Below are 15,597 nucleotides of genomic sequence, written 5' to 3'. Positions count from 1 at the left end.
CACTCTAGGTCTTATTAACACTCCCAGACAGACAAATAATTCCTTTGGGAATGGAGCGTTGGAAAGTGAAATATAAGGGACTAGGAGGCACGGGTTTGCTCGTCTCGAAGTTTGCGGTGGAAACGATGATCTTCGGAGGTAAGAACTTTCCGATGAGTGTGGCGATGGGGCGCTGAATAAGCAAGATCCTGCAGGTAGGGGGCATTTTCCTTTTTTAAATGACAATAGCCCTATTCCCCGTCCATGTACCTAAAAAAGACAGGGTCGGGGAGTGTCCTTATCCTGCCTTCTTGCGTGTTATATGTTTTCTACTGTACTAAATTATCCAAATCCGGCTGCAATTTGGTCCGCAGAACATACAGTATGATGGCACCAACAAGGAACGCGACGGCATCCGAAATGACAAGGGACCAGACCACCCCGTGGAAGCCGTTCATTCGATTAGCAATATACAACACAGGAATCAGAGTAACTCCTTGAATAACTGACATAATAAACGCGGCGGTTCCTTGCGCTGTTGCTTGGAAGATCCCAGTAAACAATGTGGTCATTCCTGTAATGAACAAGGATAGGAACGTCACATGTAGAATGTAGCTGCCCATTTCAATTAATTGCGAGTCATTTGTAAATAAACCAATTAAGTGGTCGGAAATCAAATAGACGATGATGCCGAATACGACTGCTAACGCCACAATCACTTTGATCGTGAATCCAATGGTTTGCTTCATGCGTAATCTATTCGCTGTAAAAGAGAAGGCAATCAACGGAACGACTCCCTCGCATAAGCCCATCAGAATAAACTCAGGAAATTGCAATAAACGTGATGAAATTCCATACCCAGCTATGGCCTGATCCCCATATTCGACAAGAAAAAGGTTAAGGATGAGCGACATTGCACCCAAGAAGACACTCATAACAAAGACGGGAACTCCGATTTTGAATACATTGCTCAGAATGTCCTTGGTAGCCTTAAACCATTGTATCGAGACGGTTAAGAATTGGCTCTTATATCCCATATGGAAGGCGTAAAATGCACTCGCAACCAAGTTAGAGATGACCGTAGCAGACGCAACGCCGATCACGTCCCAATGGAAGACAAAGATGACTAGCGCATCGAGAACAATATTTACAACAACACTGAGAATCATACCGATCATCGACGTGATTGCTGCACCCTCCGAACGCACGATATTCTCCAGCGTGAAGAATAATACGACGAATGGTGAGCCAATAAGCATAATCGTGACATAGTCCTTCGTGAATCCGAAGGAGTCAGACGTTGCCCCCAGGCCATGAACGATTGGATTGATCAACGGGAGACCCACGGCCATCACGATAAGACCGAGAACTAAACTACTGTAAAAGGCAAATGAAGACACATGCTTTACATCATCATATTTTTTCTCTCCTAGCAAACGGGAGATGAATGTACCGCTGCCCATGCCAATCAAATTGCCTAGCGCCATAATGATTGCGAATAACGGCAGGGTTAGTGCGAGTGCGGTTAACATGGCAGTATTGTGAAGTGTACCAAGGAAATAGGCATTCAAGATGGAATATATGACATTCATTGACGTGCCTAGCATCATTGGTATAGCGAAGTGAGCTACGGCTTTTGCGACCGGTGCTTTTTCAAAGTAATAGAGGTTTTCTGCATTCATGTTGGATCACCGCTTTCTTCATTATTTTAGTTATTAATCTAACACTGTTAGATTGAACCTTACAGTGTTAGATGGTATCATGAACCAATGAACCTGTAAAGCACAAACTTACACTGTTAGATAAAAGGGCGGATGACAATGAAAAAGCTGCAGCCTCAGATTTCGGAGAATAAGATTTTGGAAACCTCGTGGGAGCTTCTTGGGGAGGAGGGCATCGAGAAATTCAGCATGAGACGATTGGCCGACAGGTTAGGGATTCAGGCTCCCTCTCTGTACTGGTACTTCAAGAGCAAACAGCATCTCTACCAGCGTCTGGCCAACCAGGTATCGAAAATGATTCTGGAGGAGTTTCATTCCGAGGGGGACTGGAAGGAGCAACTGACGGGGCTTGCGGTAACGGTACGGAGCGTGCTCAGCCGATATCCCTGCTCCACGCAGCTCATGATGATGACGCTGCCCCACGAACCGGACATCATCCGGTTCACCAACCGTATGCTGCTCTGCGTGGAATCGACGCCGCTTGAGCAAGAGCAGAAAATGCAAGTGGTTACTACGCTTGGGAACTATGTCTTCTATTTCGTTCTAGACGATTATCAGCATGAGCGCAATGTCTCCGCTATCCTTAAGGACCAGGAAGCGCATCCGGGTGAGGAGATGATTCGCCTTCTGGACTCCATGAGCGAGACGGATGCGGGACTGTTTCGGAGGATGTTCACGAACGGGCTGTTCGAGCTGATGGGGACCGACGGAGCGTTTGAGTTCGGCTTGAAGCTGATTCTGTTGGGGGTTGAGCAGGTGATAAAGGAGCAGGAAAGTAGTATGTAAAAACCGCCCATCGGGTTATTGGATGGGCGGTTTCAATTAGGTTTACGTTTACCCTAAATTGTTAGTGAATTTATAATCTTCTGCATGTCTTTTTGTCCTTTGTAAACGTAATTTACTTGTATTAATCATCAAGATAGGAAATATGTATCTTTTTCTTTAGTAAATATCTTAATTTGATTAAAAAGCAGCCTATCACTACGGTAAGCTGTATTTATTAAACCAACGGGAAGCGATAGTTGAACAAACACAGTGAGCAGCTGGTAAATGTGATCGGCTGCTTTTTGTTACGCTATACCAGCTAATAGCTTGTCAAGATTACCAGTAAAGTGATTCTAAATCATGTGGTATAGTTAAAATGAGCATACCAAATAACCCTCCAATTTCCGTTGTGTATTGGAAGGTTATGCCAATTATAATCTTTTAAATTGGACGAAATTTCTTTTTGTTTTTCAAGATTGCATAGAGCCAATGGACGAGCTTATTTGCACATGCGATTAGAGCTACTTTATGTGGTTTTCCTTCTGCTCTCTTGCGATCATAGAACGCTTTGATTCGCATATTTCGGGAGCGTATAAGCCCACACTGGACAGCCATTACCAGTGCGTAACGCAACTGCCTGGAACCACGTTTCGTGATTCGGTTTCGAGTTGCTGTAAATTTACCGGAAGCAAAGACACTCGGGTCAATGCCTGCAAAAGCCACTAGCTTTTTAGGATGATCAAATCGGTCGACTTCTCCAATTTCAGATAAAATTGTTGCAGCAATTTTATGCCCAATACCGGGAATCGACTGATGAATTCATACTCCTCAATTTTCTTCAGCCAGAGCATCTATGTTCTGTTCCAGTTCAGCAAGATGCTCTTGGTACTGAAGAATAAGGGTAATAAGAACTTTCAAATTGATTAAGTGGCTTGCATACATGGTTTGCTGAAATGGGTTTTGCTTTGCCGCGTCTAGCAGTTGCTGAACCCGTTGGTTAATCCAGCCCTCTGAACGCCCCCGTTTCGAAGAAAGTGGTTCTTTCATCTTAGCTTTGAGTGTAATTTCATCCGTCTGCAAAACTGAATATGAGGTTGGGAATTTACTTAAAAACCGTAGTGAAATACGGGAATACATAGCTCCAAAGACGCCTTTGTAAGCTGGGAAAACCTGATCTAAAACGGCTTGGAATTGCAGCTTCGTCTGTACACACATCTTTGAAAGGGACTCATACTGTCTTGTAAGATAGCGCAGATTGAGAAGTTGCACACCTCTTTTCTTAAAAGGTTCAAACTCTTCCTTGTAGTACAACTCTCCCAATAGGTAAGCGTCCGCAGCATCCGTCTTTACTTTACGAAGTTGAGACTTTCTAAGCCGATTTGAGATGAGCGGATTAATGACAATGTAAATGTAGTGATGTTCTTCTAGGAACTGAACAACGGGACTTTGGTAATGGCCGGTTGCTTCTAGAATAAGCAAAGGACGTAGTCTGGATGCAGTCTCAACATCCTTCAAAACTTGATGTAAATTTGCTAGGCCATCACGAGTGTGCTCGAAGTGGAATGTCTCTCTGAAGGGCTTTCCGCGCGCTAAAAAGGCTTGTCCATGACTTTCTTCTTTTGAAATATCTAGACCGACAACTGGATTCATTTCATCTCTCCCTGTAAGTTTAGATTCCCCGGCATCCCTAAGGTTCTTCTTGTCGCTCCATAGCATCGCTTGTTATACGGGATCTTACGTCCCAACCAGCCTCAATCATGGTCATGACAAGTAGGGCGAACACTATAGCGCTCGGGATCAAGTCCCACGGGCAGGTACGTTCGACCAGGCTACCTTAATCCTCTATGCAAATGAAAAAAGGATCAACCAGAAAGAACTGGTTGATCTCATAATACGAACGGGCAGGATAGCCTAATATTTTGGTTGTCGTTATAATGTTTAATAGGGACATTTAATGGCTCCAATTCATCAGGAGTTACCAATGACCTGTGTCGAAATATTCGAAAAGGGGCAAGTTGTGTGAAAAAGACTGAAAAAATTTACAACACTGCGGTTGAGGCAACTTTAGAGGTAATTGGTGGGAAATGGAAACCTGTTATTCTCTTTCATTTGACATTCGGTAAGAAACGTAATAATGAATTTAAGAGCTTGATTCCCGCAATTACTCAAAAGATGTTAACGCAGCACCTTCGGGAGCTTGAAGAAGAGGGCGTCATCTTACGCATTTCCTATAATCAGGTACCACCTAGAGTTGAGTATGAGTTGACAGAATACGGCTGGAGTCTAAAGGAACTCTTACATCTGATGTGCCGTTGGGGGGATTCGCATATAGAGAGAAAGTACGAGGGAAAGGCTACTGTTCTGGCTAATCCAATGCTTACAGACGTAAATAACAGTTAAGAAACCGACCCAATACAAGGTCGGCTTTCTTATTTTATACGGTAGTTTATGGGATGACTTTACGCTTGCGGAAGTCGTTGAAGATGTTCATAAACATTGCTTCGGTATCGACGAATTCGTGAAAGCCTAAACGACGAGCCTTAGTTCCGTCGGCAAAAAAATCGTAATCCCATGCAAACACGAAATCGCCGAATGGCCAAGAGGATACATCTTTATAGGAATTCCGAGCAAGCCCATGTTTCTCAACCATTTTGTTCCAAAGCTGTTCCTTGTCCGCCATGACAACGTCCAGAGACATCTGCAACGGAGGCGCTGTTTCCATGCCAAAGTATTGAGCGATCTTCGGCCATAACTCATTCCAACGAAACAGATCGCCGTTCGTAATGTTGAATGCCTGATTCGCACAGCGCTCGTCGGTCGCCGCCCATACTGTTGCCTTTGCGAGAAGCCCAGCGTCTGTCATCTCCAAGAGGCTGTTGTAAGCTCCTGACTTACCTGGAAACCGCAAAGGTATTCCAAGTTCCTTCGAAATTGAAGCGTAAATCGCTATGACCATTGCGAGGTTCATCGGATTTCCAAGCGAGAAGCCGCAGACTACAGAAGGACGGAGTGCAGACCAAGTCCAAGCCTTACCTTTTTGCCGTTGTTCTAAGAAATCTTGCTGATCAATATTGAACTCAGGAGGCATGTGGTTGGCGTCTGTCTCACGAGCAGGAGTTTTGAACGGGCCGAGATGTGCGCCGTATACCTTATATCCCTGCATCAGACTGACATGTTTCAAGCCCGACGCAATTGGTTCGATCACTTCTATGATGTTCACTAACATGGCAAGATTCGGTGGAACAAGTTCAGCCCAAATTGGACGGTCTTGGTAAGCAGCGTAAAAAATGTGTGTTACCCCAGTTAAATCGCTTAACTTCTCGTGAAGATCGTCTATATTGAGTAGATCCGCAGCCACATATCGAACATGGTTGCTAGATTCTCCACCGCGACGCGATACGCCGATCACGTCCCAATCAGGAAGAGAGATGAGGTGATCAATGAGGTTGCGACCGATAACACCATTCGCACCTACGACCAAGGCGACTTTGCGTGTTGTTGTAGATTCATTATTCATAGTGTTTCAGCTCCTTCTGTACTATTCTTTGTACAACATTATTTTGCATCAACTAACCATACATAGGAAGTACACACTTTAAAGTGACATAAGCACTTTAAAGTAATCGAGGTATATTCAGACGAAAAGAAGTCAGTCAACTCTCTCTTTGCTTTCTTAATCATTATGGTAGATGGGTATACTCGACTGCAGGCATGATTCGGCAGTCTATTCAGCTAACGGGCGGGTTAGTTAGTTTCAATATGTTGTAGTATGCTGGTGTATAGCTACATCTATTGATTTTCTTAACTTAGGAGGTTATCAAGAATGCCTTATCCGATGGTCCATTTTGCGATAGCTTTAGAACTTTGCTCGCGTACTCCATCTTCTAGTTTCTTAATTGGGAGTATTGCTCCAGATGCTGTCCATGTAAGAGGGAATGTGACAAGAAGTGAAAAGGGTATTACACATTTTGTTTGTGAAGAAAGATTTCCTAGTATTGAAGTACTTAAGGAAAGATGCCAGTATTACTTAAACCTAAATGATGAGACTAACTGGAAAGATTACATACTGGGGTATTTTGCTCATATCTATGCGGACATAAGATGGACGGAAACAGTTTATTCTAATTTTGAACGTGAGTACCGAGGAAAAAATTATAATATTGAGTAAAATCAGGTAGAATTTAATTTAATTAGGAGAAAAGAATGGGCTGAAGCCGTTCTTAACAAGCTCTATGTAGGAAATGCCTATAGTATTGAACCATTGTTAACTCAAATTGAAGTAAGCCAATACCGAGATATAAAACTACAGTGGCTACGCAATAAGGACAATGAACCCCAGATTACCCCAATTTATTTAAAAGAAGATGTGGTTAAGAGTTTTGTTACAAAGACATCACATGAGCTTAACAACTTATATAAAGAATGGGGAATCGAGTCTCTCTAAGCAAGATATAAACGATTTTGATTTGAATTACAGATATGAGATTATAGGGGGCGTAAAAAACGCCGGTGACCGGCGTTTTCATATTAGCGTTTCGGCATTTTGCTCTCATCCATGTACAGCAGGTTCCAGCGGTGACCGTCCAGGTCGGCAAATCCTGCGCCGTACATCCAGCCGTCAATTTCACTCGGCTTGCCAAAGATGTTTCCTCCGGCAAACTCTACTTTTTGAATAAAGGCATCTACTTCTTCTCTGTTTTTAGCGCCAATGGAAAATATTACTTCTGCGGTATGGGAAGTATCTGCGGTTTTTGAACCTGTAAATTTCTCAAACGCCGCATCCGGGAACAGCAGAATTGTTGTTTGGCCTATGGCAAGTTTGGATCTCTCGTTACCAACGCTCACCGCATGGAATCCAATCTCATTGAAAAAGGCAGTTGACCTCTCAACATCTTTGACCGGCAGGTTAATCCAGATCTCCTGTGACATGGCTGTAGCCTCCTGGAATATATTTTCAACTACTCCTACTATACTCTACTTTTGGCAGCAGAAGCGAATCTTATAAAAGAAACCGCAAGGTATGACATTCCTGTCATGCATTCTGCGGTTTCCTTAGTAAACTTATTTACTTGTCTGCTCCAGCATCGTCTCCGTCAAGGTATCGATCTAGCCAAGAATGGATTTTCGCATCAAAGTAGAAGTGCGTTTTGTAATCCAGTCTATGGAGAAGCACCCTCAGCACGAAACATATAATTACTGAAATTAAATTTTTGGGACTAAAGTAGAATTAAAACATTGAACTAACGGGATACGATAGTTCAATGATAAAGTGGTGGTCTGGAAATTTTCGAAGTTCAGTTACAGTTAATAGGGCTTTTTTCATTGTCTACAAAATGGGGCTTGACCAATACAAAGCATACCATTGGAATCAGCCCAGTCGATAGATGCTTTCAGCAGATTTTTCCTCATACTCTACCCCAAAGATTCTTTACATACACAGACTCCAAATTCTACCTTAGGAGCGAATCTATTAAATAAATACCTTCGCATCTGGAAAACCCATCGATTCCCACTATAGAAAAAATCTCGTTACAACAGCGATCGGAAGAATGATCTGTATGTGCAGCGCTCGCTACTCACCACTCCCCACCGTAACTCACTCCCCTATTAGGTTGAAATCCTATATAAATCGGTTGAAAATGTTGATTTTACCAATGGACAAGGATTTGTACAATGGAGTTGTAACGCTTACATTGCCGAGGAGGTTGTGATGAAATGAAAAGAATTCAGGCGATTGGCAAGCAAATCAGGACCCCAAGATCCAAAAGGAGGCCGTGTTGATGAAATTTAAGGGAATATTGGCGGCATTTTTGTTTTTAACCGCGGCGTCTGTGTTATTTGGGACGCATACGGCGGAGGCCCATGAACTATCCAATGACAAGCTGACGATTCAGACAGGTGAGCATGGCGAAATTTCATCCATCCGTATCAAGGGAGATGCCTTCCCAACAGAGTACGTGATGAACGCAACGGTAACACCCGAGCAGAATACCGCAGATCATCAATGGCTGGGTGAACTGATGTTCACGTACCGACTCGACGAGGGTAGCTGGACGAAGGCATGGACGAACAAGTCGGCAGACGCGCGTAAAATCACGACCAGTGGCAACCGCGTCACCGTCACGTATGAAAACTCAAGCAATGCAGAAGGCATTCGCAATTTTAAAGTCATCGAAACGTATTCAGCGGAGTCGAACGGTTCGGTGTTGTGGAATATACAGGTACAGAACACAAGTGGCAAAAAGTTGGAGATTGGCGATTTCGGCCTGCCTTTGCCATTCAATGAGCAGTGGACCAACGGTGATGCGATTTACGAGACCAGAGTCGTAACGCATTCTTTTGTCGGCAACAACAGCTCCTATATTACGGCTGGACGTCCCAGCGGCATTGGTTCTTCACTGCTGCTGATTCCTGATTCCACGACAGGTGCGGGTTTTGAGTATCAGGATCACTGGCGGGATGAGGAGCATCCGGGCAGCAAATGGGCCTGGAATCCGGCGAATGAAGGCAAATGGCTGGAGGGACTGAATGTATTTTATATTCACTCCAACGTGATTAAGTCCACAAACCGTGGATATTTGCCCAACACAAGCCTGATCCTGAATCCCGGTCAGAGCCGCAACTATGGCTTCAAGTTTCTGGCGGTGAAGGACGAGCATGATGTGAAAGATACGTTGTATCAAGAAAACTTGGTGGATACAACGGTTGTACCGGGGATGATCGTGCCTACGAATCAAAAGGCGAAAGTCGATCTGCGTACCAAGCAGGCGATCAGCAAGGTAACCTATCCAGATGGAACCGTCATTCCGCAGGCGGACAGCAAGACTGGAGGGCACCACATCTATGAACTGAAATTCACCAAACTGGGTCCAAACTTCATCACAGTGGAGTATGGAAACGGCAACAAGACTGTTTTACAGTTCTATGCCATCGAGCCGATTGATTTAGCATTGCAACGGCACGCTACGTTTATGGTAGATAAAACCCAGTGGAATGTACCGGGTGATCTGCGCGACAAAGTCTTTGACGATTGGATGATGCATACCAAATCCAAGCGTAACATTTTCAACGGATACTGGGGCTGGGGGGATGATTGGGGTCTAACCCACGGACAGTTCTTAGCTGAGAAAAACACACTTTCTCCGGTTGCCAAAGAGGTGCGAGCGGTAGACGATTATCTGGAGACGGCGATCTGGACGAATCTGATGAACGGGCATCATGAGGATTATTTGATTCATGATTTCCTGATGCCGGAGCCGAACGATACACCAACCTATCGGGGGTACGCTTACCCGCATGTGTATAACACGTATTTCAGCATGTACAAGATTGCGAAGGAATACCCGGATCTTGTCACTTACAAGCAGCCGAAGGAAACGTATTTGCTGCGGGCGTATAACATTTTCAAAGCATTGTACGAAGGGCCAGTCGCGTACAACTGGGAAACGGGCTTGATGGGCGAACTGACCACACCGGATATTATTCAGGCACTTCATGATGAAGGCTATGACGATGAGGCGAACGATCTCAAGGAAAAAATGGATCGCAAATATAACAATTTTAAAAATACAAAATATCCTTACGGCTCCGAATACAGCTACGATAATACAGGGGAAGAGGCTGTATATACGTTAGCCAAGCAGAATATAGATACAGAGGGCGAGCAAAGTAAAGCCCTGGAAATGTTGAGCAAAATCAATGCCAAAACCCGTGCGGCACGCGGTCACATGCCCGTATGGTACTACTACACCGATCCGGTGACGATTACCGGGGAGAACTGGTTTAACTTCCAGTACACGACTTCGCTTGCTGGATATGCGATGGATGACTGGATTCGCCATCATGAGGACAATCACCGTGAGGAACAACAACGGTTGTCCTATGCAGCTAAAATTGCCAATGTCGGAGCAATTAACTCCGGGCAAATCAGCTCCGACCCTGACAACATCGGGGCAGTCGCATGGACGTATCAGGCGGAAAAAGGCAACCAGGGAACAAACGGCACCGGCGGCGGTAAAAATGTTCCGCTCTTTAACGGCTGGCGCGGTATGAGCGGCGAGGCGGATCTTGGACTATTCGGTGCACTCAAAACGCTAAGTGCCGACATTGCAGTAGATCCGATCTTCGGATTGACAGGCTACGGTGCAGAGGTAAGCAAAAGCGGCAATGTGTATACCATTAAGCCGCTGGATGGTCTGTTCAAGCGGGTCAACCTGATCACGGAAAAGCTGTATATTGAGCTGGAAAAGGATCAATACACAGAAGCCAAGCTGGCAACATCCAAGGATTATGTATGGCTCCAACTGAAAAATCAGACACCTGGTCAAGCACATTCCACGTACGTTACGTTCGATGGTTTGAAGAAAGGAACGTATTTGGTTAAAGTAGGTGGTCAATCGCAAGGTAAATTTAATGCGTATGCACCTACCAACAAGCTGAAATTGGACATTGGCACAGCCTCTTCCTACACGGTGGAGCTAACACCAACGACGCCTGATCCGAACAAGGCGCCTGTCGTAGATGCAGGTAAAGCTTCCAAGGTGAAGCTGCCGGATCCAATCATTCTGAAAGGCACGGCGACGGATGATGGACTTCCACAAGGCAAGGTTACGAGCGAGTGGAGTCTGGTCGAAGGGCCACAAGGTGCGAAGGTTACGTTCAGCAGCAAAACATCGCTGCGTACGAAGGTGGACGTTTCCGAGCCGGGTACGTATGTGTTCAAACTGACATCCAGCGACTCGCTGTTATCGGCTGAGGCCAGAGTAAGCGTGATCGTAGAACCGGCGGCTCCGTTACTTGAACAGCTTGCAGTTTACAAGTTTGATGAAACAAGCGGTTCTGTAGTTGCGGATTCATCGGACAGCGGCAATGATGCTGCCGTGAAGGGAACGGCTGCATGGGCTGCGGGTAAAACAGGCAATGCTGTCAGCCTGAACGGCAAGGACAGCTATGTGCAGCTTCCGGAGGGTATTGTCAGTCGGGCACAGCAATTGACCGTATCCGGCTGGGTCAAAGCAAACACTATAAACGATTATGTGCGGATTTTTGACTTCGGCTCCGGGACGAATGAATATATGTTCCTGACGCCCAAAGCCGGAAATACGATGCTGTTTGCGATTACCAACCAAGGCAACGGGCAGGGACAGGAACAGACGATTGAGGCTCCTGTGCTGCCGACAGGGGTGTGGAAACACGTTGCGGTCACTCTCTCAGGCTCCACAGGTATTTTATACGTGGATGGAAAAGAAGTGGGACGCAATACCAGCCTGACGTTGAATCCTACCAGCCTGGGTCAAACCAAAAACAATTTTATCGGCAAGTCTCAGTACCCTGATCCATATTTCGACGGTCTGGTGGATGAATTCCGTATCTACAGCCGCGCTCTGAATGCTTCCGAGGTGGCAGGTCTGGCCTCCGGTACAGCACAGAGCCTGACGGGAGCCGAGAAAATCACCGCTTTAAAAGAAGTAAACGTGACCACTCGTGCGGGTGAAAAACCCGAATTGCCAAGCGTAGTGGAAGCAACGTATGGAGAAGACTCCACCAAATGGGTAGCTGTAGAGTGGGAAAGTATTGATCCTGCACAATATGCTACTCCGGGTTCATTTGAATTGAAGGGCAATGTAGAAGGAACAGAATTGAAGGCGATTGCCAAGGTGACCGTGATCGAGGCAGGGGCCGCTGTCAACTCTGGAACTCCGGAAACGCCGACAAATCTGGTTAACCCGGTAACACCCGAAACACCTACTCCTGTCAGCTCTGCTAAATCAGCAGGGGGATTACGATCTGGAGGAAACATTGAATAGCTCTTGTTAAATAACCTTTCCCACCGTCACTTTCTTCCTGCAAAGGGGAGAGTGGCGGTGGGTATCCTTGCATTTGGAGTACAAAGCTGTGAATACGAATGTGAATGGGGGAAAAGGCATGAGCAAGATTACATTTCTGGGTGCAGGCAGCACGGTATTTGCTAAAAATGTGCTTGGCGATTGTATGCTGACACCTGCTTTGCAGGGCTTTGAGCTGGCATTGTTCGATATTGACCCTGTAAGGCTGAAAGATTCGGAGAATATTTTATCCAATTTGAAAGAAACGACAGGGAGCACCTGTGTGATTCGCTCCTACACTGACCGCAAGGAAGCGCTGCGCGGGGCGACCTATGTGGTAAACGCCATCCAGGTGGGCGGCTATGATCCGTGTACGATTACGGATTTTGAAATTCCTAAAAAATACGGCCTGCGCCAAACGATTGCCGATACGGTCGGCATTGGCGGTATTTTCCGCAATTTACGCACGATTCCGGTGATGCTCGATTTTGCGGCAGATGTGCGTGAGGTATGCCCGGATGCATGGTTTTTCAACTACACTAACCCGATGGCTGTGCTGACGAATGTGATGAACGTACACGGCGGCGTCCGTACGGTGGGGCTGTGTCATAGCGTGCAGGCGTGCATACCGGAGCTGTTCAAAAGCTTGGGACTGGAGCAGGAAGGTGTAAAGGCAAAAATCGCAGGCATTAATCATATGGCGTGGTTGCTCGAAGTGAGCAAGGACGGTGTGGATTTGTATCCCGAGATTAAAAAGCGGGCCGCCGCCAGGCAGCGGGAAAAGCATCATGATATGGTACGCTTTGAAATGATGCTGAAATTCGGCTATTACATTACGGAATCGTCCGAGCATAATGCGGAGTATCATCCATATTTTATCAAGCGGGCATACCCTGAACTGATCGAACGGTTCAATATTCCCTTGGATGAGTATCCGCGCCGCTGTGTGAGCCAGATTGAACGATGGGAAACGATGCGCGAGGAGCTTTTGGGCAATCAGGATCTTCGCCATGAAAGGTCTAATGAATATGCTTCGTATATTTTGGAGGCGATCGAAACGGATCGGCCTTTTACCATTGGCGGCAACGTGATGAATACAGGTTTAATTACCAATCTGCCGAAGGAAGCATGTGTGGAGGTGCCTTGTCTGGTGAATCGTAACGGGGTTACGCCGACTTATGTCGGAGATTTGCCGCCCCAATGTGCTGCGCTCAACCGGACGAATATTAATACACAGCTATTGACGATTGAAGCTGCGATCACCGGGAAAAAAGAGCATATTTATCATGCCGCACTGATGGACCCGCACACGTCAGCCGAGCTATCTATGGATGAGATTGTTTCTCTGTGTGATGAACTGATTGCGGCGCACGGAGAGTGGCTTCCAGCCTATGTGTAAGGGAGGCAGATGAATGGGAGGCCGTGGTCGTCAAAAGTTTACCGGGGTTCCTACGATCCGTGGGAAATTCATTGTACTTACGCTGGTGCTTACCGTCATTCCGATGGTGGTGCTGACCTTTACCTTTTACCGGATCGCGGCCCATTCACTTGGTGAGAAGTCGGAAGCGCTGGCTATGCAGTCCCGACAAATGAGTGAAAATTACGTCAATGCGACGCTCTCTGATTTGAACGATCTGACCAATGCCATTCTCAGCAATCCTGATGTGCAGTCTACGCTGGAGACCAAGCCGGAAGATGATTATGAATATTTACGGAACGATGAAACACTCAGTATGGTTGTCCGTACGCAAACCCAGACCAAGCCGTATATCACGTCCTCTCTCATATATGCCGCCAATGGCGGACTCAAGCATTCTCTCTATCAAGGGAATGTTTCGGTCCGTTTTGGCGGCCTTCCTACATTAGAGGAAGCACGTGTGTACTATCGCCGCCTGCTCGCCGAACGGCCCATGATGTGGATGGCACATTCGCCGTTTGAATCGGGAAAAGGGATGGCGGATGATCGTCTATACGTCGGGAAACTACTTCGAAAAACGACCGGAGACTATGCACCGCTTGGATTTTTGCTGCTGGAAATTGACAAGGCCAGCCTGTTTCGGGGGCTTGCCTTTCATGAAACGGACGGCAATACCCAGATGTGGGTGCTGGATCAGGAGGGCGAGCCTGTATACCGTTTGCCGGAGCAGGCCGTTGTGGACAAGTCGCTGCTACAGCAGATTGCCAACTCCGCTGTGGACAAACCCATGCTTACGAAGGACTGGAGAATATGGAACGGTCGTCAGACCATGATTTCTTACGGCCCGTTGAATGAAGGACAATGGACACTGCTGCAAAAAGTCGATCAGTCCGTGCTGTTCGAGGATGCGCGGCAGATTGGGGCCTGGACGATCTGGACTTTTTTAATTGCACTGGTGTCGGGCTGGATGCTGTCTTATCGGCTGAGTGATACGATTCGTCGTCCGTTGCTTCAGTTGAGCCGATTAATGGCGGTGGACGGCAGTACGAGCACAGGCACCGGAACGGAGGGCGTAACTACAAATTCAGGCTCAAGTCCAAGGTCAATCGCAAGTCCTGCTACTAGCTCAGCCCAAGGTTCCGACGGTCCTGCACCTGTTATTTTTAATCCCAAGGATGAAGTGGGGCAGATCGGGGAGCGTTTTCTTCATATGATGCAAAAAAATCATGAGCTGTACGGACAAGTCTATGAAGCATTATTGTCGCGCAAGCAGGCAGAGTTTCGTGCGCTTCAGGCGCAGATTAATCCTCATTTTCTGTACAACACACTGGAGTCGCTCAAGGGAATGGCGCTGGCAAATGGGCAACGGGATATGGCAGAGGTAATCGGGGCCTTCGGTAAATGCTTTCGCATCTCGCTAAGCTATGGCCGAGAGCAAATCAGTTTGGGACAGGAAGTCGAGCATGTAAGCGCTTATGTGAAGGTGCAGCAGTTCAGATTTCGGGATTCGTTCGAGTGGATTTGCGAGGTGGAGGAAGATATTTGCGGGTTCTACGTACCCAAGCTTATACTCCAGCCGCTCGTTGAAAATGCCATTTACCATGGCTTAAAAGGGCGTACCGACCGTGGATACATCATGTTGTCCGGTACAAAGGAAGGCGATGCGCTGCGATTAACGGTCAGTGACGATGGAGACGGTATTGGAGGGGGGCGTCTGGACGATATTCGGAAGTCACTGGACGCCGAGCGGGGAAGTGCCATTGGTTTTGGGCTGCGTAATGTACATGAGCGTCTTCGCCATTATGGCCCGCAATATGGACTGTCCGTGACAAGCGAGCCCGGAACATACACCTCGGTTACCTTGCTGGCACCGATTCGAAACGAATAAGGA

At 46.5% G+C, this 15,597-nt stretch carries 9 protein-coding genes and 1 pseudogene; 6 read left to right on the top strand and 4 right to left on the bottom strand.

The genetic code is table 11. The annotated features are described in order from the left end of the window. Nucleotides 1-308: 308 nt before the first annotated feature. On the bottom strand, nt 309-1,661 hold the full coding sequence (locus tag ACQ4MX_RS09010) for an MATE family efflux transporter (RefSeq protein WP_431090207.1): 1,353 nt from the start codon (nt 1,659-1,661) through the stop codon (nt 309-311). Nucleotides 1,662-1,799: 138 nt separating this feature from the next. Here ACQ4MX_RS09010 and ACQ4MX_RS09005 point away from each other — a divergent pair, with 138 nt between their 5' ends. Then, nucleotides 1,800-2,486, top strand: coding sequence for a TetR/AcrR family transcriptional regulator (locus ACQ4MX_RS09005; RefSeq protein WP_431090206.1), 687 nt, complete (start codon nt 1,800-1,802; stop codon nt 2,484-2,486). A 420-nt stretch (nt 2,487-2,906) separates the two neighbouring features. Here ACQ4MX_RS09005 and ACQ4MX_RS09000 read toward each other — a convergent pair. Further along, nucleotides 2,907-4,115 (bottom strand): annotated as a pseudogene (locus tag ACQ4MX_RS09000) (IS110 family transposase). A 369-nt stretch (nt 4,116-4,484) separates the two neighbouring features. On the opposite strand from ACQ4MX_RS09000, the gene ACQ4MX_RS08995 reads away from it, so the two are divergent. Further along, entirely contained in the window at nt 4,485-4,865 is a 381-nt protein-coding gene (locus ACQ4MX_RS08995) for a winged helix-turn-helix transcriptional regulator (protein WP_431090205.1), read from the top strand. Between the two features lie 46 nt (nt 4,866-4,911). On the opposite strand, the gene ACQ4MX_RS08990 is transcribed toward ACQ4MX_RS08995, so the two are convergent. Then, nucleotides 4,912-5,982 (bottom strand): SDR family oxidoreductase, encoded by a 1,071-nt coding sequence (locus ACQ4MX_RS08990; RefSeq protein ID WP_431090204.1) that lies wholly within the window; start codon nt 5,980-5,982, stop codon nt 4,912-4,914. Between the two features lie 306 nt (nt 5,983-6,288). Here ACQ4MX_RS08990 and ACQ4MX_RS08985 point away from each other — a divergent pair, with 306 nt between their 5' ends. Further along, a complete protein-coding gene (locus tag ACQ4MX_RS08985) occupies nt 6,289-6,633 on the top strand; it encodes a zinc dependent phospholipase C family protein (RefSeq protein WP_431090203.1) in 345 nt (114 codons plus the stop codon). Nucleotides 6,634-6,992: 359 nt separating this feature from the next. Here ACQ4MX_RS08985 and ACQ4MX_RS08980 read toward each other — a convergent pair whose 3' ends face one another. After that, nucleotides 6,993-7,394 carry a VOC family protein gene (locus ACQ4MX_RS08980; RefSeq protein WP_431090202.1) on the bottom strand — a complete coding sequence of 134 codons (402 nt, stop codon included), beginning with the start codon at nt 7,392-7,394 and terminating at the stop codon, nt 6,993-6,995. An 851-nt stretch (nt 7,395-8,245) separates the two neighbouring features. Here ACQ4MX_RS08980 and ACQ4MX_RS08975 point away from each other — a divergent pair. The 3 genes from ACQ4MX_RS08975 (at nt 8,246) to ACQ4MX_RS08965 (ending at nt 15,594) form a co-directional block, all read left to right on the top strand. Beyond that, nucleotides 8,246-12,271, top strand: a complete 4,026-nt coding sequence (locus ACQ4MX_RS08975; protein WP_431090201.1) for a DUF5695 domain-containing protein — start codon at nt 8,246-8,248, stop codon at nt 12,269-12,271. Nucleotides 12,272-12,389: 118 nt separating this feature from the next. Beyond that, nucleotides 12,390-13,688, top strand: a complete 1,299-nt coding sequence (locus ACQ4MX_RS08970; RefSeq protein WP_431090200.1) for an alpha-glucosidase/alpha-galactosidase — start codon at nt 12,390-12,392, stop codon at nt 13,686-13,688. A gap of 13 nt (nt 13,689-13,701) precedes the next feature. Further along, nucleotides 13,702-15,594 (top strand): sensor histidine kinase, encoded by a 1,893-nt coding sequence (locus tag ACQ4MX_RS08965; RefSeq protein WP_431090199.1) that lies wholly within the window; start codon nt 13,702-13,704, stop codon nt 15,592-15,594. Nucleotides 15,595-15,597 lie beyond the last annotated feature (3 nt).

It is taken from the genome of Paenibacillus sp. 8b26, assembly GCF_050626875.1.
Classification (GTDB): domain Bacteria; phylum Bacillota; class Bacilli; order Paenibacillales; family Paenibacillaceae; genus Paenibacillus.
Note: the sequence above shows the minus strand (reverse complement) of the source record. Positions and strands in the feature narration are given on the sequence as shown.